At 74.1% G+C, this 21732-nt stretch carries 20 protein-coding genes and 1 tRNA gene; 15 read left to right on the plus strand and 6 right to left on the minus strand.

Annotated features, from left to right (window positions below; all coding sequences use genetic code 11):
* Positions 1-149 precede the first annotated feature (149 nt).
* From LQ327_RS12725 to LQ327_RS12745, 5 genes are all read left to right on the plus strand, one after another.
* Positions 150-1175 carry a Ppx/GppA phosphatase family protein gene (locus LQ327_RS12725; RefSeq protein ID WP_230734058.1) on the plus strand — a complete coding sequence of 342 codons (1026 nt, stop codon included), beginning with the start codon at positions 150-152 and terminating at the stop codon, positions 1173-1175.
* The gene (locus LQ327_RS12730; RefSeq protein ID WP_230734060.1) at positions 1172-1891 is read left to right on the plus strand and encodes a uracil-DNA glycosylase; all 720 of its coding nucleotides are present in this window, start codon (positions 1172-1174) and stop codon (positions 1889-1891) included. Before LQ327_RS12725 ends, LQ327_RS12730 begins: the two co-directional genes overlap by 4 nt.
* 12 nt (positions 1892-1903) lie before the next feature.
* Positions 1904-1977, plus strand: a tRNA-Leu gene (locus tag LQ327_RS12735).
* 255 nt (positions 1978-2232) lie between these two features.
* Complete coding sequence (locus LQ327_RS12740) at positions 2233-3192, plus strand: PIG-L deacetylase family protein (RefSeq protein WP_230734062.1); 960 nt, start codon at positions 2233-2235, stop codon at positions 3190-3192.
* Positions 3193-3270: 78 nt separating this feature from the next.
* Positions 3271-5577: a SpoIIE family protein phosphatase gene (locus LQ327_RS12745; RefSeq protein ID WP_230734064.1), complete on the plus strand. Its 2307-nt coding sequence runs from the start codon at positions 3271-3273 to the stop codon at positions 5575-5577.
* Between the two features lie 87 nt (positions 5578-5664).
* Here the strand turns inward: LQ327_RS12745 and LQ327_RS12750 are convergent, their stop codons facing one another.
* Positions 5665-5889, minus strand: coding sequence for an antitoxin (locus LQ327_RS12750; RefSeq protein ID WP_230734065.1), 225 nt, complete (start codon positions 5887-5889; stop codon positions 5665-5667).
* Between the two features lie 247 nt (positions 5890-6136).
* On the opposite strand from LQ327_RS12750, the gene LQ327_RS12755 reads away from it, so the two are divergent.
* Positions 6137-6937 (plus strand): Bax inhibitor-1/YccA family protein, encoded by an 801-nt coding sequence (locus tag LQ327_RS12755; protein ID WP_230734067.1) that lies wholly within the window; start codon positions 6137-6139, stop codon positions 6935-6937.
* Positions 6938-6999: 62 nt separating this feature from the next.
* Here the strand turns inward: LQ327_RS12755 and LQ327_RS12760 are convergent, their stop codons facing one another.
* Positions 7000-8250, minus strand: coding sequence for an acetyl-CoA C-acetyltransferase (locus LQ327_RS12760; protein ID WP_230734069.1), 1251 nt, complete (start codon positions 8248-8250; stop codon positions 7000-7002).
* Positions 8251-8361: 111 nt separating this feature from the next.
* On the opposite strand from LQ327_RS12760, the gene LQ327_RS12765 reads away from it, so the two are divergent.
* Both LQ327_RS12765 and LQ327_RS12770 read left to right on the plus strand, forming a co-directional pair.
* On the plus strand, positions 8362-9738 hold the full coding sequence (locus tag LQ327_RS12765; RefSeq protein WP_230734071.1) for a cystathionine beta-synthase: 1377 nt from the start codon (positions 8362-8364) through the stop codon (positions 9736-9738).
* A 75-nt stretch (positions 9739-9813) separates the two neighbouring features.
* Positions 9814-10962 carry a cystathionine gamma-synthase gene (locus tag LQ327_RS12770; RefSeq protein WP_230734073.1) on the plus strand — a complete coding sequence of 383 codons (1149 nt, stop codon included), beginning with the start codon at positions 9814-9816 and terminating at the stop codon, positions 10960-10962.
* A 120-nt stretch (positions 10963-11082) separates the two neighbouring features.
* Here LQ327_RS12770 and LQ327_RS12775 read toward each other — a convergent pair whose 3' ends face one another.
* Positions 11083-11352, minus strand: a complete 270-nt coding sequence (locus LQ327_RS12775) for a hypothetical protein (protein ID WP_230734075.1) — start codon at positions 11350-11352, stop codon at positions 11083-11085.
* Between the two features lie 243 nt (positions 11353-11595).
* On the opposite strand from LQ327_RS12775, the gene ilvA reads away from it, so the two are divergent.
* Entirely contained in the window at positions 11596-12849 is a 1254-nt protein-coding gene (gene ilvA, locus LQ327_RS12780; protein ID WP_230734077.1) for a threonine ammonia-lyase, read from the plus strand.
* Here ilvA and greA read toward each other — a convergent pair.
* The gene (greA, locus tag LQ327_RS12785; RefSeq protein WP_230734079.1) at positions 12837-13331 is read right to left on the minus strand and encodes a transcription elongation factor GreA; all 495 of its coding nucleotides are present in this window, start codon (positions 13329-13331) and stop codon (positions 12837-12839) included. The two genes, ilvA and greA, sit on opposite strands and share 13 nt — an antisense overlap.
* Positions 13332-13640: 309 nt before the next feature.
* Between greA and mca the strand changes: the two genes are divergently transcribed.
* From mca to abmR, 4 genes are all read left to right on the plus strand, one after another.
* Positions 13641-14549: a mycothiol conjugate amidase Mca gene (gene mca, locus LQ327_RS12790; RefSeq protein ID WP_230735048.1), complete on the plus strand. Its 909-nt coding sequence runs from the start codon at positions 13641-13643 to the stop codon at positions 14547-14549.
* Complete coding sequence (locus LQ327_RS12795) at positions 14546-14848, plus strand: hypothetical protein (protein ID WP_230734081.1); 303 nt, start codon at positions 14546-14548, stop codon at positions 14846-14848. The genes mca and LQ327_RS12795 overlap by 4 nt, the downstream gene beginning before the upstream one ends.
* Before the next feature lie 59 nt (positions 14849-14907).
* Positions 14908-16950, plus strand: a complete 2043-nt coding sequence (locus LQ327_RS12800) for a thioredoxin domain-containing protein (protein ID WP_230734083.1) — start codon at positions 14908-14910, stop codon at positions 16948-16950.
* A 162-nt stretch (positions 16951-17112) separates the two neighbouring features.
* Positions 17113-17769 (plus strand): ATP-binding transcription factor AbmR, encoded by a 657-nt coding sequence (abmR, locus tag LQ327_RS12805; protein ID WP_504766136.1) that lies wholly within the window; start codon positions 17113-17115, stop codon positions 17767-17769.
* On the opposite strand, the gene trhA is transcribed toward abmR, so the two are convergent.
* Positions 17760-18386, minus strand: a complete 627-nt coding sequence (gene trhA / locus LQ327_RS12810) for a PAQR family membrane homeostasis protein TrhA (protein ID WP_230735053.1) — start codon at positions 18384-18386, stop codon at positions 17760-17762. The genes abmR and trhA overlap by 10 nt on opposite strands.
* 183 nt (positions 18387-18569) lie before the next feature.
* Here trhA and LQ327_RS12815 point away from each other — a divergent pair, with 183 nt between their 5' ends.
* Entirely contained in the window at positions 18570-19349 is a 780-nt protein-coding gene (locus LQ327_RS12815; protein ID WP_372460659.1) for an isoprenyl transferase, read from the plus strand.
* A gap of 176 nt (positions 19350-19525) precedes the next feature.
* Here LQ327_RS12815 and LQ327_RS12820 read toward each other — a convergent pair whose 3' ends face one another.
* Positions 19526-19873, minus strand: coding sequence for a hypothetical protein (locus LQ327_RS12820; RefSeq protein WP_230734086.1), 348 nt, complete (start codon positions 19871-19873; stop codon positions 19526-19528).
* A 345-nt stretch (positions 19874-20218) separates the two neighbouring features.
* Here LQ327_RS12820 and LQ327_RS33890 point away from each other — a divergent pair, with 345 nt between their 5' ends.
* Positions 20219-21535, plus strand: coding sequence for an amino acid adenylation domain-containing protein (locus LQ327_RS33890; RefSeq protein ID WP_269069878.1), 1317 nt, complete (start codon positions 20219-20221; stop codon positions 21533-21535).
* Positions 21536-21732: the final 197 nt, after the last annotated feature.

Raw genomic sequence — 21732 nt, forward strand, 5'->3', positions numbered from 1 at the left:
CGGCTGCGGACCGACCACCGGGCGGCGACACCCGCCGTCCGCCGCCCGGTGGCCGGTCACGTGCGGTCGGACCCGCGCGGCGCCCCGAGCCCGGGTCCCTTGCTAGCGTCCTGCGCGGACCAGGCCACCGCCTTCTGCGAGGAGTGCCCATGCCGCGCGTCGCGGCCATCGACTGCGGGACCAACTCGATCCGGCTGCTCGTCGCGGACGTCACCGTCCGGGAGGACGGCTCGCAATGGCTGCGTGACGTGCACCGCGAGATGCGGATCAACCGGCTCGGCCAGGGCGTGGACGCCACCCGGCGGCTGGCGCCGGAGTCGCTCGCGCGGACCAAGGAAGCGCTCTTCGCCTACGGCGAGATGCTGCGCCGCACGTCCACCACCACCGTCCGGCTGTGCGCGACGTCCGCGACCCGTGACGCCGAGAACCGTGACGAGTTCTTCGGCATGGTGCGCGACATCCTCGGGATCGAGGCCGAGGTGATCACCGGCGACGAGGAGGCCCGCCTCTCGTTCGCGGGCGCCGTCGCGGACCTCGACCCCGACGAGGGCCCGGCGGTCGTCGCCGACGTCGGCGGCGGCTCGACGGAGCTCGTCACCGGCACCTGGGACGCCGTCGGCGCCGACGTCGCGGCGGCCTACTCGGCGAACGTCGGCTGCGTGCGGGTGGCCGAGAAGATCCTGCACGACGACCCGCCGACGGCCGAGCAGGTGGCCGAGGCCGAGGACTTCGTCCGGGCGACGCTGGCGCCCGCGTTCGACGCGGTCGAGGTCGGGCAGGTACAGACCTGGGTCGCCGTCGCGGGCACGGCCACCACGATCGCGGCGGTCGCCATGGATCTGCGCAGCTACGACCCGGAGCGCATCCACCTCGCCCGTCTCGGCCTCGACGACGTGCGCGGGACCTGCCGCCGGCTCGAGGAGATGCCGCGCGAGCAGCGGGCGGCCCTCGGCCCGATGCACCCCGGGCGGGTCGACGTCATCGGCGCCGGCGCCCTGGTGATCCGGGTGCTCGCCGACGAGCTCGCGGACCGGGCCGGCATCACCGAGCTCGTGGTCTCCGAGCACGACATCCTCGACGGCATCGCCCGCGAGTGCGCCGTCGGGCCGCGGCGGCGACGCGAGCCGGACGAGGAGGAGCAGGACCAGGACGCGGGGTCGGACCCGGAGGCGTGACCGCCCCGGAGCGGGCGCGGGCCGTCGCCGCCCTCGACGCCGAGATCGCCGACTGCCGGGCCTGCCCCCGGCTCGTGGCCTGGCGGGAGCAGGTGGCGGCCGAGAAGCGCGCGGCATTCCGCGACTGGACCTACTGGGGCCGTCCGGTGCCGGGGTTCGGCCCGGCCGACGCCCGGCTGCTCGTCGTGGGGCTCGCCCCCGCGGCGCACGGCGCCAACCGCACCGGGCGGATGTTCACCGGCGACCGCAGCGGCGACGTGCTCTTCGCGGCCATGCACGCCGTCGGGCTCGCGTCCCAGCCCACGGCGACGGCGGCCGACGACGGGCTGGAGCTCTTCGGCGTCCGGATCGTCGCGCCGGTCCGGTGCGCGCCGCCGGCGAACAAGCCGACGCCCGCCGAGCGCGACACCTGCCGGCCGTTCCTGGAACGCGAGCTCGGGCTGCTCGACGACGCCCGCGCGGTCGTCGTGCTCGGCGGGTTCGGCTGGCAGGCCCTGCTGCCGGTGCTCGACGACGGGTGGGTCGTCCCACGACCGCGGCCCACCTTCTCCCACGGCGCGCACGTGACCCTCGAAGCCCGTGAGGGCCGACCGCCGATGCAGCTCTTCGGCTGCTACCACGTCAGCCAGCAGAACACCTTCACCGGACGTCTGACCCCGGCGATGCTCGAGGAGGTCCTCGCCCGCGCGGCGGGGGCGGCGGGCCTGGGGCAGTAGGCTCCGGCCCGCGCCCCTGTAGCCCAATCGGCAGAGGCAGGCGACTTAAAATCGCCGCAGTGTGGGTTCGAGTCCCACCGGGGGCACGCCGTGTTCACCGGCCGGACACACCCGTCCGGCGCGCCGTTCACCCCCGTTCACCCCGTGGCCGCTCCGGGGTGAGATCAGCGTCGTCGGCCCCTCACCCGGCCAGGCCAGGATGGGTCCGGCAGTCGGGGTGGGGGCTCGAACCTGGCGTGACCGTTTGCATCCCGAGCCGGACCGCTCGGCGTTCCTCGGCGAGTACTGCTCCGAACGGGCGAGACCGCTACGGCAGGATTGTGGTTCAGGAGGTGAGCGGGGTGGCTGACTTCGAGGACGTCGCGCTGCCCGGGGGCCACGACGGTCCCCGGAGCCCGATCGACCTGCCGTCGTCCGGTCCGGGGGACTCCGTACTGCGGCCCCCGTGGCAGGAGCTGGAGTCGCTCCGCCCGCTCACGCTGCGGTCCTGCCGGCGCATCGTCGTCGTCGCACCGCACCCTCGCGACGAGATCCGCGCCGCCGGTGGGCTGCTGCGCCGTCTCGGGTCGCGCCACGCCGAGGTCGACGTCCTGAGCATCACCGAGCGCCCGACCCGCACCTGCCCCACGCCGTCGCACGGGGACGACACCGTCCGCGACGGCCGGCTCAGCGACGCCCCCGAGGTGCTCCTCGCGCCGGACGACGACGCGCAGGGCTCCTTCACGCTCGACGACCTGCTGGCCGGGCGGCTCGACGACGAGCTGGCCGACGACGCGGACGACGCCGGGGACGACCCCGCCGACGACGAGCCCCTCGACCCCGACGAGGCCGCCGCCGAGGCGGCGTACGGGGCGCTCGGGCTCTCCGTCGTCCGCCGGCACCGGCTCGGCCTGCCCGACGGCGGGGTGGCGGCGGCCGAGGCCGACGTCGTGGGCGCGATCAGCGAGATCGTCGGGTTCGACGACGACCCGTCGGGGCTCTGCGTGCTCGCGCCGTGGTCCGGCGACGGCGACGACGACCACGAGGCGGCGGGCCGCGCGGCGGAGATCGTGACGGCGGCCTACCGGGTCCGCCTGGTGCGCTGGCTCGACCGGGCGTGGAGCTGGGCGGGACCGGACTCCGACGAGGTGCCGTGGCGGCGGGCGCGCCAGGTCGTGCTCAGCGACACCGTGATCGCGCGCAAGCACGCCGCGAGCGAGGCCTTCAGCGCGGCGCTCGGCGGGGGCGCCGGCGACCCCGCGCACGACCTCGAGCTCCCGGACGGATCGGCCCCGGGGCCGCGCGAGGTCTTCCTGGTGTGAAGGACCGCCGCCGGACCCCGTCCGTTCGGGTGGTGGCGCGTCGGGCCGACCTGATCCCGGGTGGCTAGGCTTCGGCGGGTGACCGGCAGGACCAACGGCGACGGCGGAGACGTGGCCACCTCGGGCCCGCAGCAGCGCGTGGCCGACCTGCCGGACGACATCGAGGGGGTGGGGGTCTCGAGCGCGGACGGACCGGACTGGGCCGGGATCGGGTACCCCGACGCGGGCATGGCCGACGAGGCCGCCCGGATCCGCGACGGCGTCGCGCTCGACGCCGTCGGGGGCGACCTCCCCCAGGTCCTGCACACGGCGCCCGCCGCCGTCGCGCTCATCGACCTCGACGCCGGCACGGTCACCTACGCCAACGGGTCGGCGCAGGAGCTGACCGGCGGACGGGCCGAGCTCCCGCTCGACATCGACGCGTGGAGTGAGGCCGCCGGGCTCACCGACCTCTCCGGGCGCCCGATGCGCGACACCGCGTCCCCGCTGTCCCGGGTCGCCCAGGGCATCCCCGTGTCGGGCGAGCCGGTCGCCATCGCGGACGCCGCCCGCAAGGGCTCCGAGGCCACCGCCGAGGAGCGCGAGGAGGCCGAGGGTCGCCTCCTGTGGGTCACCGGGTTCCCGCTCTCGGAGGCCGAGGACGAGGACCGCCGGCGGCTCGCCCTCGTCGTGTTCCTGCAGCTCTCCGGCGCCGGGGCGCAGCGCCACCTGGAGATGATGCGCGACCGCGCCGTCGTCGCCACCGAGCTGTCGTTCACGATCTCCGACCCGGCCAAGGACCAGAACCCGCTGGTCTGGGTGAACCCCGCGTTCACCCGGCTCACCGGCTACGACCTCGACGAGGTCATCGGGCGCAACTGCCGCTTCCTGCAGGGCCCGAACACCGATCCCACGTCGATCTCCCGGATCCGCAGCGCGCTCGCCGACGAGCGGCCGATCACCGAGGTGCTGCTCAACTACCGCCGCGACGGCACCGCGTTCTGGAACCAGGTGTCGATCTCCCCGGTGTTCGACGGCGGCGGGCAGGTCGTCAACTTCGTCGGCGTCCAGGCCGACGTCACCGAGCGGGTCATGGTCGAGAACGAGCGCCGCGCTGCGCTCGCCGCCGCCGAGGAGACCCGGGAGCAGCTGCGCCTCCTCACCGACTCCACGGCCGCGATGACGGCGTCGCTGGACGCCGGCGGGGCGGCGCGGGCACTGGCCCGCATCGTCGTGCCCGCGCTCGCCGACTACTGCTGCGTCGACCTGCTCGACGAGGTCGGTCTGCCCACCTCCGCGCACCGGGTGGCGGTGAACCACCGGGACGACACCAAGACCGAGACCGTCGGCATGCTCGGCCGCTGGATCACCCCCACCGAGGACGGCGACGACCCGGTGGACCGGGTGCTCGCGGGCGGCGCCCCGTCGCTGCTGGCCGAGCTCCCGGTGCGACCCGAGGGCCTGCGCGACGAGCCGGACCTCATGACCCGGTACGAGCAGTTGCGGCCGCGCTCCGCGATCGTGGTGCCGCTGCGGGCGCGCGGACAGGTACTCGGCGCGCTCACGCTGGGCACCGAGCTGCCCTACGGACGGCGCTACTCGCAGCGCGACCTCTACCTCGCGAGCGACCTCGCCGCCCGCGCCGGGCTCGCCGTCGACAACGCCCGGCTCTACGCCCGGGAGCACGGCGCCGCGGAGACGCTGCAGCGCAGCCTGCTGCCGGCCGTGCCCGAGGTCCCCGGTCTCACGGTGGCCTCCCGCTACCTGGCCGCGACCGACGGGGCCCAGGTCGGCGGCGACTGGTACGACCTGCTGCCGCTGCCCGACGGCGCGGTGGGCGTGGCGGTCGGCGACGTCGTCGGGCACGACCTGCGGGCCGCCGCGGCGATGGGCGAGCTGCGCGGTGTGCTGCGCTCCTACGCCTGGGAGGGTCTCGGCCCGGAGGCCGTCATCGACCGCTGCAACGACCTGGTGCAGGGCCTGCACATGGCGGCGATGGCGACCGCGGTGTTCGGCCGGCTGGAGCGCGCGGACGACGACGATCAGAGCTGGGTGCTCGGCTACTGCAACGCCGGCCACCCGCCGCCGTTGCTGCGCCGCGGCGACGGCACCGTCGAACTGCTCACCGGCAACCTCTCACCCCTGATCGGCGCGACCCGCGAGGTCGCCCGGGAGTGCACCGAGGTCCGCTGCCGGCCCGGGGACCTGCTGGTCCTGCACACCGACGGGCTCATCGAGGGCCCCGGCCTCGACCCGGACGAGCGGACCGAGCTGCTCGTGCGCACCATCGCCGCCGAGGGCCACGTCGAGGACGCCGGGGCGCTGTGCGACCACGTGCTCGAGGTGCTCGGCGCGGACGGCCTGCGCGACGACGCGGTGCTGCTCGCGATCCGCCTCGGCGACTGACCCCGACGGCCGGGTCACGCCCCCTGGACACACGACGACCGGTGGACCCGGGATCGGGCCCACCGGCCGTGACGAGATGTGTGCCGCCTACTGGGGCGGCGGGGGCGGCGGCTGCTCACCCTGCGGCGGCGGGTTCTCCCCGCCGTGCAGGTAGTCCTTCGCCTTGTCGCTGAACTGGTCGACCTGCTCCTCGTGGCCCTCGAACTTGCCCTTCAGGGCGTCGGTGCCCTTGTCCACGAAGGAGTCGGCCTTGTCCGGGTTCTGCCCGGCCCACTCCTTGGCCTTGTTGACCATGTCGCCGAGACCTGCCACGGCGTCCTCCCTGGTTCCTCGGGATCGAAGTCTCCCCGAGGATGCCCCCTCCGCCGTGATCGACACCAGGTCGGCGGTGAGCGGTCGGGTGAGGCGGCCCGGAAACGGGTAAACGGATTTTTACCGTCCGGGGAACCTCGTCCGGGTCTCGCGCGTTGGGCATGGTGAGAGCGGTCGACCGGCGCGGGAATCCCCGCGTCGGGCCCACGGCAGGGCGGCCGCCCCGCAAGCACGTGAAGGAGGACGAGTGCGCACCAGCAGCAACCCGGCGTTCCGCAACCTGCCGACGTCGCCGGGCGGGTATGCGCGGTTCGGCGACGCCCCCGCAGGCCTCGGGGGCGGATTCGGTGGTGGCCCGGCAGGACAGGCCCCGGTCTCGGGTGCCTCGGACCGGCCGCTGACCGTCGACGACGTCGTCCAGAAGACCGCGCTGAACGCCGTCGTCACCATCGGCGTGGGCGTGCTCACCGCGATCAGCGGGTTCTACCTGCTCGGGATCGTCGGATTCATCGTCGGCCTGGTCGTCGCGCTGATCATCATCTTCAAGCAGAGCACCAACCCCGCGCTGGTGCTCACCTATTCGGTCTCCCAGGGCCTGGCGCTCGGGGCACTGACCGGGGCGCTCGAGGCGTCGAGCAACCGGTACGCCGGTATCGGCTTCCAGGCGATCCTCGGCGTGGTCGGGGTGTTCATCGGGATGCTGGTGGTCTACAAGACCGGCGCCATCCGGGTGACGCCGCGCCTCACCAAGATGATCATCGGGGCCGCCATCGGCGTCTTCGTGCTGATGCTCGCGAACCTCGTCATCGGGTTCTTCACCGACGGCGGCCTGGGCCTGCGCACGGGCGGACCGCTGGCGATCATCTTCAGCCTGGCCTGCATCGCGATCGGCGCGTTCATGCTGCTGCTCGACTTCGACCAGGCCGACCAGGCCGTCAAGGCCGGGGTGCCCGCGCGCTTCGCCTGGTACCTGGCCTTCGGGTTCATGACGACCCTGGTCTGGCTCTACATCGAGATCCTGCAGCTGCTGAGCTACTTCCGCGACTAGCGTCGCGTGCCGCACGAGGGGCCGTCCCGCACGTTCGGGGCGGCCCCACGTCGTGCGCGGGGTCAGGAGAGGCGCTCGAGCACCATCGCCATGCCCTGGCCGCCGCCGACACACATCGTCTCCAGCCCGATGGTCGCGTCCTTCGCGCGCAGCCCGTTCAGCAGCGTCGTCGCGATGCGCGCGCCGGTCATGCCGAACGGGTGCCCGACCGCGATCGACCCGCCGTGGACGTTGAGCTTCGCCTCGATCGCCGACTCGGACAGTCCCAGGCCGCGCGCCGAGGGCAGGACCTGCGCGGCGAACGCCTCGTTGATCTCCACGAGGTCGACGTCGTCGACGGACAGCCCCGCCCGGCGCAGCGCCTGCTTCGACGCCTCGATCGGCCCCAGCCCCATGATCTCGGGCGAGAGTCCGGTGACGCCGGTCGAGACCACCCGGGCCAGCGGGGTGATCCCGAGCTCGGCCGCGCGCGTCGAGGACATCACGACGACGGCCGCCGCGCCGTCGTTGAGCGGGCAGGCGTTGCCCGCGGTGATGCGCCCGTCGGGGCGGAAGACGGGCTTCAGGTCGGCGATGGCGTCGTAGGTGGTGCCGGCGCGCGGGGAGTCGTCGGCGGCGACCACCGACCCGTCGGGCAGCGTCACCGGGGTGATCTCGCGCGCCCAGAACCCGTCGGCCGCCGACTGCTCGGCCCGGTTCTGCGACCGCACCGCGAAGTGGTCCATCTCCTCGCGGGAGACGTTCTCGGCGAGTGCCACGTTCTCGGCGGTCTGGCCCATGGCGATGTAGGCGTCGGGGAGCAGACCGTCGGAACGCGGGTCGTGCCACTCGCCGGCCCCGGCCGCGGCGGCCGACGCGGTGCGGGCCTGCGCCTCGTCGAAGAGCGGGTTCTGGGTGCCGGGCAGTCCGTCCGAGGAGCCCTTCTCGAACCGCGAGACCGTCTCCACGCCGGCCGCGACGAACGCGTCGCCCTCGCCGGCGCGGATCGCGTGGGCCGCCATCCGGATCGTCTGCAGCGACGAGGAGCAGTAGCGGGTGATGGTGGTGCCCGGCACGGTGTCGAGCCCGAGCTCGACCGCGACGATCCGCCCCATGTTGTAGCCCTGCTCGCCGCCGGGCAGGCCGCAGCCCAGCATGAGGTCCTCGACCTCGGACGGCGGCAGCGCCGGCGCCGCGTCGAGGGCGGCGCGGACCATCTGGGCGGCCAGGTCGTCGGGACGCATCCCGGCGAGCGTGCCCTTGCGGGCGCGGCCGATCGGCGAGCGGACGGCGGAGACGATCACGGCATCGGGCGTCCCGGAGTTCTGGGCCATGGAAGAGAACCCTAGGCCCGCTGTGGCGCCGCGCACCCCGTCGAACCCCCCACGCCGGTGATTCGCCGCACAACCCGGCCGCGGCCGCGCCCGCCCGGCAGGATGGTCGACATGCAGTACGTCGAGCACGTCGCGGACCTCGTCGGACACACCCCGCTGGTGAAGCTGAACCACGTCGTCCCGACGGGGCCGGACTCGCCGCTGGTGCTCGCGAAGGTCGAGTACTTCAACCCCGGCGGCAGCGTGAAGGACCGCATCGCCGAGCGGATGATCATCGCGGCCGAGGAGTCCGGGGAGCTCAAGCCCGGCGGGACGATCGTCGAGCCGACCTCCGGCAACACCGGGATCGGGCTGGCCATCGTCGCCCAGCAGCGCGGCTACCACTGCATCTTCGTCTGCCCCGACAAGGTCAGCGTGGCCAAGCAGGACGCGCTGCGGGCCTACGGGGCCGAGGTCGTCGTCTGCCCGGCCGCGGTGGAGCCCGAGCATCCGGAGTCGTACTACTCGGTGTCCGACCGGCTGGCCCGCGAGACCGAGGGCGGCTGGAAGCCCAACCAGTACGCCAACCCCGCGAACCCGGCGTCCCACGTGGCGTCCACCGGCCCCGAGATCTGGGAGCAGACCGCGGGCCGCGTGACGCACTTCGTCGCGGGGGTCGGGACCGGCGGCACCATCTCCGGCACCGGCAGCTACCTCAAGGACGTCTCGCACGGGCGCGTCCAGATCATCGGGGCCGACCCGCTCGGCTCGGTGTACTCCGGCGGCGACGGCCGGCCCTACCTCGTCGAGGGCGTCGGCGAGGACTTCTGGCCCAGCACCTACGACCGCGACATCTGCGACCGCATCGTCGCGGTCTCCGACGGCGACTCCTTCCACATGGCCCGCCGCATGGGGCGCGAGGAGGCGCTGCTCGTCGGCGGCTCCTGCGGGATGGCGACGGTGGCGGCCGCGCGGGTGGCCGAGGATCTGGGTCCCGACGACGTCGTGGTGGTCCTGCTTCCCGACGGCGGGCGCGGCTACCTGTCGACGGTCTTCAACGACCAGTGGATGCAGTCCTACGGGTTCCTGCGCGCGGACTCGTCGGAGTACACCGTCGGCGACGTCCTGCGGCTCAAGGACGGCTCGATCCCCGATCTCGTGCACGGGCACCCCGGCGAGACGGTCTCCGACATCGTCGCGATCATGCGGGAGTTCAACGTCTCGCAGATGCCGATCGTCAAGGCCGAGCCGCCGGTGATGATGGCCGAGGTCCGTGGCGCCGTCACCGAGCGGGACCTGCTCGACCGGCTGTTCACAGGGAAGGCGTCGCTCACGGACCGCGTCGAGGACCACCTCGCGCCGCCGCTGCCGACCGTCGGGATCACCGAGCCGCTCTCGCAGGCGATGACCTCGCTCCAGGGCGGGGACGGGCTGCTCATCATCTCCGACGGCCGTCCCGCCGGGATCGTCTCGCGCGCGGACGTGCTCGCGTTCCTCGCCGGGCGTTAGCGCAGCGCGCATGTGCGTGTGTTTCCGTCCTGGGGCACGGAAACGCACGCACATGCCGTAGGCGAAGATGGTCCGGTGAGTGACCACGGCTTCGCCACCCGCGCCATCCACGCCGGCCAGGAGCCGGACCCGACCACGGGCTCCGTCGTGGTGCCGGTGCACGCCACGTCGACGTTCGCCCAGGACGGCGTCGGCGGGCTGCGCTCTGGCTACGAGTACGCGCGCACCGGCAACCCGACGCGCACCGCGCTGGAGGCCCAGCTCGCGGCGCTCGAGGGCGGGCGGTTCTGTCGCGCGTTCGCGTCCGGCATGGCGGCCGAGGACACGCTCTTCCGCGCGACGCTGCGCCCGGGCGACCACGTCGTCATCCCGATCGACGCCTACGGCGGGACGTTCCGGCTGGTCTCGACGGTGCTGGCGGACTGGGGCGTGCACCACTCGGCGGTCGACCTCTCCGACCTCGACGCCGTCCGCGCGGCGATCCAGCCGGAGACGAAGCTGCTGTGGTGCGAGACGCCGACCAACCCGCTGCTCTCCGTCGCGGACGTGCCAGCGCTGGCCGGGATCGCCGGGGAGCACGGGCTGCGCCTCGTCGTCGACAACACCTTCGCCTCGCCCTATCTGCAGCAGCCGCTGGCCCTCGGCGCGCACGTCGTCGTGCACTCGACCACGAAGTACCTGGGCGGGCACTCCGACGTCGTCGGCGGCGCCGTGGTGACCTCCGACGAGGAGCTCGCCGCCGACCTCGCGCGGCTGCAGAACGGCATGGGCGCGGTCCCGGGGCCGTTCGACTGCTTCCTCACCACCCGCGGCATCAAGACCCTCGCGGTGCGGATGGAGCGCCACTGCGACAACGCCGAGCGGGTGGTGGAGGCCCTCGAGGCGCACGACGCCGTCACGGCCGTGCTCTACCCCGGGCTCGCCTCGCACCCCGGCCACGAGGTCGCCGCCAAGCAGATGCGGCGCTTCGGCGGGATGGTGTCGATCCGGCTGGCCGGGGGAGACGCCGCGGCGCGGGCGCTGTGCGCGGCGACGCGGGTGTTCACGCTCGCGGAGTCGCTGGGCGGCGTGGAGTCGCTGATCGAGCACCCGGGCGCGATGACGCACGCGTCGACGGCGGGCTCGCCGCTGGAGGTGCCGTCCGACCTGGTGCGGCTCTCGGTGGGCATCGAGGACGGCGACGACCTCGTCGAGGACCTGCTGCAGGCGCTCGGGACGCTCTGAGGCGCCGATCGGCGCCCGGCCGCCCGCCGGCGTTCGGGACGAACGACTCGTTCGTGCCCATAGACGCCACGAACGAGTCGTTCGTCCCGAAGGGGGAGGCGAGGCGAAGGTGCGGCGGCGCTAACCGCGCCGGGCGTCCGCCTGGTCGTTCGCGGAGCCGTGCGGCGCGGTGTGGCCCGGCAGGACCAGCCCGGGAATGCTGCACCCGCCCACGAGGACCGGCCCGTGGTGGGTGGAGACGAGGGTCCCCGGGTCGTCACAGCCCGCCTGCGAGACGGTGAATACGGCGGCACCGGTGAGCGCGGCGGCCGCGACGAGCGGGGCGATCAGCCCGAGGCGCGCGGCCCGGCGCAGCGGTCGGCGTTCGCCGACACCCTGTGTCCCGGTCATCCGTCTGTCCTCCTGGCCGTTCACGCTCTCAACACAGGCTACCGATGACGTCCGCACATGTCGGTCGTTCGGTTCGACGCGTCCGACCGGCGAGTCCCGCGCAGCGCCGACCGGCCACGGACGGCGTTCGACCCACCACGGAGCGGGCCGTCCGCCGCCATGGTGAACCGGTCGGCGACGTCACGACCACACCGGGAACTCCCGGTGCGACCCGGCCCCGGCCGAGCGGGCACCATCGCGACCGTGCCGCAGACGCTGGTGACCCGTGAGGACGTCGAGGCGGCGCGGGTCGCCCTCGAGGGCGTGGTGCGACGGACGCCCGTCGAACCGTCCCGGGTGCTCGCGCGCTCCGCGGGCGGACCGGTCAGCCTCAAGTGCGAGAACCTGCAGCGCACCGGTAGCTTCAAGATCCGCGGTGCGTACCGGCGCATCCAGCGACTCACCGACGACGAGCGCGCCCGCGGCGTCGTGGCGGCGAGTGCCGGCAACCACGCCCAGGGCGTCGCGCTGGCGGCCGGCCTGCTCGGCACCCACGCGACCGTCTTCATGCCCGCGGGCGCACCGCTGCCCAAGCTCGCGGCGACCCGCGGCTACGGCGCCGACGTGGAGCTCGTCGACACCTTCGACGCGACGCTGACCGCCGCGCAGGAGTTCGCTGCACGTACCGGTGCCGTGCTCATCCACCCCTTCGACCACCCGGACATCGTCGCCGGCCAGGGCACCGTCGCCCTCGAGATCCTCGAGCAGGTGCCGGACGTGGCCACCGTCGTCGTCTGCACCGGGGGCGGCGGCCTGGTGGCCGGTATCGCGGCCGCCCTGGCGGGCACCGGCGTGAGCGTCGTCGGGGCGCAGGCCGAGGCGCTGGCCGCGTGGCCGCCGTCGCTCGAGGCGGGCGCGCCCGTGACGGTCACCGGCGCGACGATCGCCGACGGCATCGCCGTCCCCCGCCCCGGCGAGCTGACGTTCGCGCAGGTCAGCGCCCAGGTCGACGAGGTCGTGACGGTCAGCGAGGAGGCGTTGTCGCGGGCCGTGCTGCAGTGCCTGGAGCGCGGCAAGCTGCTCGTCGAGCCCGCGGGCGCGGCGGCGGTCGCGGCCCTCGCCGAGTACCCCGGGCGGTGGCGGGCCCCCGTCGTCGCGGTCCTCTCGGGCGGCAACGTCGACCCGCTGATGCTCGACGAGATCGTGCGACGCGGCATGGCGGCCGCCGGGCGCTACGCGCACCTGCGGGTGCGCCTGCCCGACCGCCCCGGCTACCTCGCGGACCTGCTCGCCCGGGTCGGCCGGCTCGGCGGGAACGTCGTCGACGTCGAGCACCGGCGCCTCGAGGTCTCGGCCGACCTCGGTCCGCTCGCGCTGGGCTCCGTGGAGGTGGCGCTCACGCTCGAGGCGCGCGGGAACGACCACCGTGCCGCGATGGTCGACGCCCTCCGCGAGGCGGGCTACGCCGTCGCGGAGGGCACGGTGGAACCGGGGACGCCCGGGACTCAGGGCGAGTAGGGCTCCGCGGAGACCAGGGTGACCTCCATCGACCCGCCGTCGGGAAGGTCGTAGCTCACGGTGTCGCCGGCCTTGGCGCCGATGAGGGCCGAGCCGAGGGGGGAGTTCGGCGAGTAGACCTCGAGGTCGCCGTGCGAGCCCTCCTCGCGCGAGCCGAGCAGGAAGGTCTCGGTGTCGTCGTCGCCCTCGAAGCGGACGGTGAGCACGGTGCCCGGGACGGCGGTCCCCGACTCGGTGGGCGTCTCGCCGACCTTCGCGGTGTGCAGCAGCTCCTGGAGGTGCCGGATGCGGGCCTCCATCACGCCCTGCTCCTCGCGGGCCGCGTGGTAGCCGCCGTTCTCCTTGAGGTCGCCCTCCTCGCGGGCGGCGTTGATCTTCTGCGCGATCGCGGGACGCTGCCCCACCAGGTCGTCGAGCTCGGCCTTGAGGCGGTCGTGGGCGTCCTGGGTCAGCCAGGTCACCTGGGTCTGCGTCTCGGTCACGGCGATCAACTCCTCGGAGGTCCGGTCCCGCCGGTTCGCGGGGCGGCTGCCTGTTCCGGACCTCCCCGCGGACCCCGGCCGGGCCGGGGACGGGAACGCCCACAGACGGAAAAACACGACCCGCGGCATGCGGGCCGTGTCGGGCGACACTAACACGGTCGAGCCCCTGCGGGACCCGTACGAACGATGCGCCCGAGAGGTTCCCGGATCTCCGGAGAATCTCACAGGGCCTTTGCGACCTGCGGCGATCGTGGGATCCGGGGTCGTCGGGGAGAGCGGCTCGGCAGGCTGTCGGGGGTGGGAGGGATGATGGGGGGCGTGGGAGATCAGCTGCGGTTGATGACGGTGCACGCGCACCCCGACGACGAGTCGAGCAAGGGCGCGGCGACCTGTGCGCGCTATGTCTCCGAGGGCGCCGAGGTCATGGTCGTGACGTGTACCGGCGGGGAGGCGGGGAGCATCCTCAACCCGGCCATGGACCGCCCCGAGGTGCTCGCGGACATGATGGGGGTGCGCCGGGCGGAGATGGCCCGCGCCGCCGAGATCCTGGGCGTGGAGCACCGCTGGCTCGGGTTCGTGGACTCCGGGCTGCCGGAGGGCGATCCGAAGCCCCCGCTGCCCGAGGGCTGCTTCGCGCTCGAGCCGCTCGAGGTGCCCACCGAGGCGCTCGTCCGGGTGATGCGCGAGTTCCGGCCGCACGTCGTCGTGACCTACGACGAGAACGGCGGCTACCCGCACCCGGACCACATCCGGTGCCACGAGGTGTCCATGGCGGCGTGGGAGGCCTGCGGGGACCCCGACCGCTTCCCGCTGGCGGGTGAGCCCTGGCAGCCGCTGAAGCTCTACTACTCGCACGGGTTCTCGAAGGCGCGGGTGGTCGCGTTCCACGAAGCACTCCTGGCGGCAGGCCTCGAATCGCCGTGGGCGGAGTGGATCGAGAGGTGGGACGAGACGCGGACCGACCCGGGCACGCGGGTGACCACGCGGGTGCGCTGCGCCGAGTTCTTCCCGGTGCGGGACCAGGCTCTGCTCGCCCACGCCACCCAGATCGACCCGAACGGCCGGTGGTTCTCCATGCCGATGGAGATGCAGCAGCGCGTGTGGCCGACCGAGGACTACGAACTGGCCCGCTCCCTGGTCGGGGACCCGGCCGAGACCGAGTCCGCCGAGGACGGCGACCTGTTCGCCGGGGTCCGCGAGAGGGTGCTCACCCCGTGATCCCCGCGTCGGTGGCGATCGTCCTCGCGCAGGCCCAGCCCCCCGCCCCGGGCTCGGACCGCGGCGAGGAGTTCGGCAAGACCTCGCCGATCGCGCTCGTGGTGATCCTGCTGCTCGGCGTGGCGACGGTGCTGCTCATCCGGTCGATGAACAAGCGGCTGCGCAACGTCCCGGAGTCGTTCGACCCGCCGGAGCAGGACGCGGAGCCGGAGGCCGAGGAGCCGGAGGCGAAGGACGAGCCGACGACGTCGGGTGCGGCCGGTTCCGAGAAGGGCGAACGGGCCTCGCCGGACGGCTGATCGGGCCCCGCCGCCCGACGGGGCGAGCCGTGTGGTGACTCCGTGCGACGATCGGGCCCATGGCCAACCGGCTCGCGGACTCGACGAGTCCGTACCTGCGCCAGCACGCCGACAACCCGATCGACTGGCGGCCCTGGGAGACCGCGGCGTTCGACGAGGCGCGTGAGCGCGGTGTCCCGGTGCTGCTCTCGGTCGGCTACTCGGCCTGCCACTGGTGCCACGTCATGGCGCACGAGTCGTTCTCCGACCCCCGGATCGCGTCGTTCGTCAACGAGCACTTCGTGGCGATCAAGGTCGACCGGGAGGAACGGCCGGACGTCGACGCGGTCTACATGGAGGCCACCCAGGCCATGACCGGCCAGGGCGGCTGGCCGATGACCTGCTTCCTCACCCCGGACGCCCAGCCGTTCCACTGCGGCACCTACTACCCGGCCGAGCCGCAGGGCGGGATGCCGTCGTTCCCGCAGCTGCTCACGGCCGTGACGAAGGCGTGGGAGACCGACGGCGACTCGGTGCGCAGCGCTGCCGGTCGGATCGCCGAGCGCCTGGCCGGGGTCGCGCGGTCGCTGCCCGCCGCGGCGGTGGACGAGACGACGCTGGGCGGGGCGATCGACGTCCTCGAGGGCGAGTTCGACCGGGCGAACGCCGGGTTCGGCGGGGCACCGAAGTTCCCGCCGTCCTCGGTGCTCGAGTTCCTGCTGCGCCACCACGAGCGCACCGGCAGCGAGCCGGCCTGGCGCATGGCCACCGCCACGCACGAGCGGATGGCCCGCGGCGGGCTGTTCGACCAGCTCGCGGGCGGGTTCGCCCGCTACTCGGTCGACGCCCGCTGGGTCGTGCCGCACTTCGAGAAGATGCTCTACGACAACGCCCTGCTGCTGCGCAGCTACGCCCACGAGGCGCGCCTGGCCGCCGGTCGGCCCGGTGCCGGCACGCTCGCCCGCCACGCCGCGGAGCTCACCGGGGCGTTCCTGCTGCGCGACCTGCGCACCCCCGAGGGTGGGTTCGCCTCGGCGCTCGACGCCGACGCCGCGGGCGAGGAGGGCTCGACCTACGTGTGGTCGCCCGCCGAGCTCGTCGAGGTCCTCGGACCGACCGAGGGCGCCTGGGCGGCCGAGCTGCTGACGGTGACCGAGGCGGGCACGTTCGAGCACGGCCGCTCGACGTTGCAGATGCCCGTCGACCCCGACGACCAGGGGCGCTGGCAGGCCGCCCGCAAGGCCCTGCTCGCCGCCCGCGGGGCGCGCCCGCAGCCGGCGCGGGACGACAAGGTCGTGGCCGCCTGGAACGGCCTCGCCGTCACCGCACTCGTCGAGGGCGCGGCGGCCCTCGGGCGGTCGGACTGGCTGGCCGCCGCGCGGCGGGCCGCGAGCCTGCTGCTGCGCACCCATGTCGTCGACGGGCGGCTGCGCCGGACGTCCCGCGACGGCGTCGTCGGCGAGGCCCCCGGGGTGCTCGAGGACCACGCGGGGCTGGCGGAGGGCCTGCTCGCGCTGCACCAGGCGACGGCCGAGCCACGCTGGCTCGACGAGGCGTGCGCCCTGCTCGACGTGGCGCTCGAGCACTTCGCCGAGCACGACGACGCCGGGGCCCCGACCGGCGCCTTCTGGGACACCGCCGACGACGCCGAGGCGCTGGTCAGCCGCCCGCGCGAGATCACCGACGGCGCCACGCCCTGCGGGTCGTCGGTCCTGGCGTCGGCGCTGCTCGGCGCGGCGGTCCTCGCCGGCCCGGAGCGGGCGGAGCGCTACCGCGGCGTCGCCGAGGCGTCCCTGACGACGGCCGGCAGGCTGCTCGGCCGGCACGCCCGGTTCGCCGGCGGCTGGGCGACGGCGGCCGAGGCGGCGCTGCGCGGGCCGCTGCAGGTCGCCGTCGTCGGGAGCGACGAGACGCAGCGTGAGCCGCTCCTGACCGCGGCGCGCCGGGCCGCGCCGGGCGGCACCGTCGTGGTGGCGGGCGAGCCCGACGCCCCCGGGGTGCCGCTGCTGGCCGACCGGCCCCTCGTCGACGGCGGGCCCGCGGCGTACGTGTGCCAGGGGTACGTCTGCCGGCGCCCGACTGCGTCGCCCGACGAGGTCGCGGACGCCCTGCGGGCGGTCTGAGCGCTCCGCGCCGTTGTCAGCGATGCGGCATCGCTGACGTTGGATGACAGCCATGCCGCATCGCTGACAACCCACGTGCCCGTCCTCCCTCGGCGAACGGCGTCGACTCCTGCGTACTTGTAATGCTGTAATTGCTGCAGGCGCGAAAGACGAGGAGCCGAGATGATGGTGGGACGAGGACACCGGGGACGCCCCGGCGGCGGTGGACGGGTCGGTCGGGGCGGACGCCCCACGAGCGAGCTCCCGGGCACGGAGGACCTCACGGCGTGGCTGGCGGGCCGGCTGCCCGACGGCTGGTTCGTCGACGCCCCCGAGGTGACGGTGGACCGGGAGGAGATCCTGGTCGTCGGCGAGCTGCCGGCACCGGAGGCGGGCGCGGACACCGACGCGGCGGCCCGCGCGGCGACCGCGGCCGGGCGGATCAGCCGGTTCCGGGAGGAGACCCGCGAGGACCGGATGGAGATCGCCCGGCAGGCCGAGCACCGCTACGGCCGCAAGGTGGCCTGGGGCGCGCGGATCTCCGGATCGGACGACGAGGACGGCGTGGAGGAGCTCTTCACGACGCTGTCGGTGCCGGTCATGACGCGGCTGCGCCAGAACGAGCGGCGGGTGCTCGACACCCTGGTCGACGCCGGCGTGGCGCGGTCACGATCCGAGGCACTGGCCTGGGCGGTCGCGCTGGTGGGGGAGCACACCGAGCCGTGGCTCGCCGAGCTGCGTGAGGCCATGAGCACCGTCGACGAGCTCCGGGCGCGGGGCCCGCGGCTGGACGGCGACGACGAGGACGGGGCCCCGACCGACGGCGACGCTCAGGCGTAGAGCACCAGCCAGATGGCGATGTGGTGGCAGATCGCCGCGACGACGGTCGCCGCGTGGAAGAACTCGTGGTAGCCGAACGTCCTCGGCCATCCGATGGGCCGCTGGAAGGCGTAACAGAGTGCTCCGAGGGTGTAGAAGCCACCACCGATGATCAGCAGGACCAGCGCCGCCACGCCCCCGCGGTGGAGCAGGTCGGGCAGCACGAACACCGCGACCCAGCCCAGGGCCAGGTAGAACGGCACCCCGACCCACCGCGGGGCGTGCGGGCGCAGCAGCTTGAGCGTCGCCCCGCCGATGGCGCCGATCCACACCACGAGCAGGACGATCAGTCCGGTCGTCGGTGGGAGCGCGAGCACGGCGAACGGGGTGTAGGTGCCCGCGATGAAGATGAAGATCATCGCGTGGTCGAGCCGCTTCATCGTCGTGCGCGCCCGCAGCGAGGTCCACGACCGGCGGTGGTAGAGCGCGCTGATCCCGAACAGGCCCAGCACCGTCGCGGAGTAGATCGCGCACGCGGCGGCCGCCCCGGCCGACACCGTGGAGCCCGCGAGCGCGATCAGCGTGGCGCCCGCCGCGATCCCGACCCCGAACGACCACAGGTGCAGCCACCCGCGCATGCGCGGCTTGGTCGGCAGCGCCGGGGGCGAGGGCGAGTCGGTGAGGCTCACGGGAAACAGGGTAGGGCAGCCGCCTGGGCGCCCGGGGAACGTCCGACGACCGAGGGGTGACGGGCACGCGACCCTCGCCCGGGTGGGGACACGGGCTAGATCCGTCGCATCGGCGGCGTAACCTGGCCGTCCGTGAGCGTCCGGGACAACATCCGTGAGGTGGCCTACTCGCTCTACGAGCGACGGCTGCGTCACCGGGTCGCGGTCAGCCACCCGCCACGGCACGTGGGGGTGATCCTCGACGGCAACCGGCGGTGGGCCCGCGAGGTGGGGCTGACCGATCCGAGCGACGGCCACCGCGTCGGCGCCCGCAAGATCGTCGACATGCTCGACTGGGCCGACGACGCCGGCGTCGAGATCGTGACGCTGTTCCTGCTCTCGACCGACAACCTGGGCCGGACCGCCGACGAGCTCGAACAGCTCCTCGAGATCATCGCGACCGCCGTGGAGGGGCTCGCCGCGCCGGACCGGCGCTGGCGGCTGCGGGTGGTCGGCAACCCGGACCTGGTGCCCGCCCCGACCTACGAGCGGCTGGCCGCGGCCGCCGCGAGCACCGAGGGCCGCACCGGGATGCAGGTCAACGCCGCGGTCGGGTACGGCGGGCGCCAGGAGATCGCGGACGCGGTCCGCAAGCTGCTGCTGCGCCACGCGGAGGCGGGCACGTCGATCGAGGAGCTCGCGGAGGTCCTCGACGTCGACCACATCGCCGAGCACCTCTACACCTCGGGCCAGCCCGACCCCGACCTCGTCATCCGCACCTCGGGCGAGCAGCGGCTCTCCGGATTCCTCATGTGGCAGTCCGTGTACTCGGAGTTCTATTTCACCGAGGCGTTCTGGCCGCAGTTCCGCCGCATCGATTTCCTGCGTGCGCTGCGCGATTATTCCGACCGGCACCGCCGCTACGGCGGCTGAATCCACCGTCGTCGTCGGGAAGTAGCGGGGACAGCACGACGCACCGGCGCGCCCGCGCCATCCCCCGATGGGCACGGACGCGCCGGTGCGTTCTCTCGTGACCCACGCCGCAGGCGCCCGGCGCGCTCCCAGGTTGCCGGGAGCCCGCGGCGTGGTTCGTCAGGTGGTGGGTCGGCTCAGAGGACGTCGATGCCCACGTTGTTGAGGATGTTGTTGTCGTCGAGGATGTGGCAGGCGTTGATCGGGGCCGCGACCTGCGAGCCGTCGAGCACGCCGACCAGGCTGCCGTTCTTCGACGCGTTCAGCTGGTTCGCGCCGTTGTCGCACGACGACGCCGACTTGTGGTTGCCCGAGCCGTGGCCCCAGTGGCCGTGGTCCTTGCCGCCGTGGTCCCCGCCCCAGCTGTGCCCGCTGTCCCCGCTGTCGGAGGACTGCGGCATGTCGCCCGCGAACGCGGCCGGCGTCAGGGCCACCATCCCGGCGCCCGCAGCCAGCACGACCATTCCCGCCTTCTTCAGCAGCATTCGGAGAAGCTCCCTCGTGAGAGTTGCGGTTCCCGGATCGAGTTCCGGGTGACCCGCTTTCGTGTGTTCCGGCCTCACGGACGGTGTGGCCGATGACGTGAAACTTAACGAAGCCACCGGGCCGTGGACATCGGTCGTTCCCTGATCGAGTGGCGGGCAATTCGTACCGCGACTTGAGTCACCGGAACGGGTGGGACCCGCGCCGGAAATGGTTCCGGGCCCGACCCACCGGGAGCATTCAGCGCGCGATCCGTCACCGACCTCGACACCCGGGCGTCGTATCCAGTGACGACGCGTCCGCGCCGAGGGCTCCGGACGGTCACGGGCGGGTACTGTCCGGGCGCGGTGGACGAGAACGGCCCCGAGGGGCTCGCGCGGGCCTACGTGGCACTCGGACTGCGCCTCGGACGCGTGGTCCCGGGGCTCGTCGACGCCCATCTCGGCGATCCCGCGATCGCCCGCCGCATCGCCGACGAGCCCGTGGCGGACCCGGCCGTGCTGCGGCGCGAGGCGGGACGGTTGCGTCGTCGGCTCGCGTCCGACCGTGCTCCCGGTGCCGATCGCGCGGAGTACCTCGACGCCCAGCTCGCCGCGTGCGAGGTGATCGCGGCGCGGGCGGCGGGCGAGGACGTCGGCGTCGCCGCGGAGGTCCGCGGGTGTCTCGGGGTCGAGGTCGTCGCCGGCGATCCCGACGCGTACCGCGCCGCGCACGACCGGCTCGCGGATCTCCTCGCCACCACGTCGCGCGGACTGCCCGCCGCGCTGGCCGCGTTCCGGGAGCGCGACCGGGTCGCCCCCGAACTGCTGCGTCCCGGCCTCGCGGCGATGACCGTCGCCCTCCGGGAGTGCACCGCGGCGGTCGTGGGGCTGCCGCCGGGCGAGGGGGTCGACCTCGAGATCGTCACGGGCGTGCCCTGGGCCGGCTTCGCGCGCCGCGTCGGGCCCGGGCGCTCGGTGATGCAGGTCTCACATGACGGCGGGCACCGCCGCAGCCACCTGCCGCTGCTCGCGGCGCACGAGGCCTACCCGGGGCACCACACGGAGATGGTCCGGGCCGAGGCCGACCCGGCACCCGAGCGCGCCCTCTTCCTCGCGCGCACGCCGCAGAGCCTCGTGGCCGAGGGCGCGGCCGAGTGCGGGATCGCCGCGGTCGTCGGGCCGGGCTGGGGAGCGTGGTCCGCCGGGCACCTCGCGGCGGCGGGGGTGACGACGACGGCGGCCGACGGCGCGCTGGGGGAGGCCGTCGAGGACGCGATGCTCCCGCTGGCGGCCGTCCGACAGGACGCCGCACTGCTGCTGCACGGCGGTCACGCGGTGGACCGGGAGGAGCAGGCCCGCGCCCATCTGCGCCGGTGGCTGCTCATCGACGACGACCGCGCCGGGCGGATGCTCGAGTTCCTCGCCCACCCGCGCTGGCGGATCCACACGACCACCTACGTGGAAGGGGTGCGCCTGGTGCGGCCGTGGCTCGACGCCGAGGGGGCCGGGAGCCCCGGCCCGCGCTTCGCCCGGCTGCTCGACGAGGCCTGGACGCCGGCGCGGCTGCGGCGCGAGACGCTCACGGGGCGCGAGCAATTCGACACGGGGAGCGACACCCCGCGCGGTCACGACGAGCGGTATCCAGGCCACGCCGACGACTCATCGATGTCACCGACAGTATGACGCGCGACATGAACTCGTCACGTTCGGCGCGCGACAACGACCGGTCATCGGTTGTACCGTCCGCCTCGACGGCGCCGTAGCGGATGCGGACCGTCCGGGGAGGCCGGAGAACGTGACGGGTCGGTTCGGATCGCGGTGCCGCGGCACCGCCGGGGTGCGAAGGCCGGACTCCGTTCCGGCCGCGCTGCCCCCGGTGG

Source organism: Actinomycetospora endophytica (assembly GCF_021026375.1).
Classification (GTDB): Bacteria; Actinomycetota; Actinomycetes; order Mycobacteriales; family Pseudonocardiaceae; genus Actinomycetospora; species Actinomycetospora endophytica.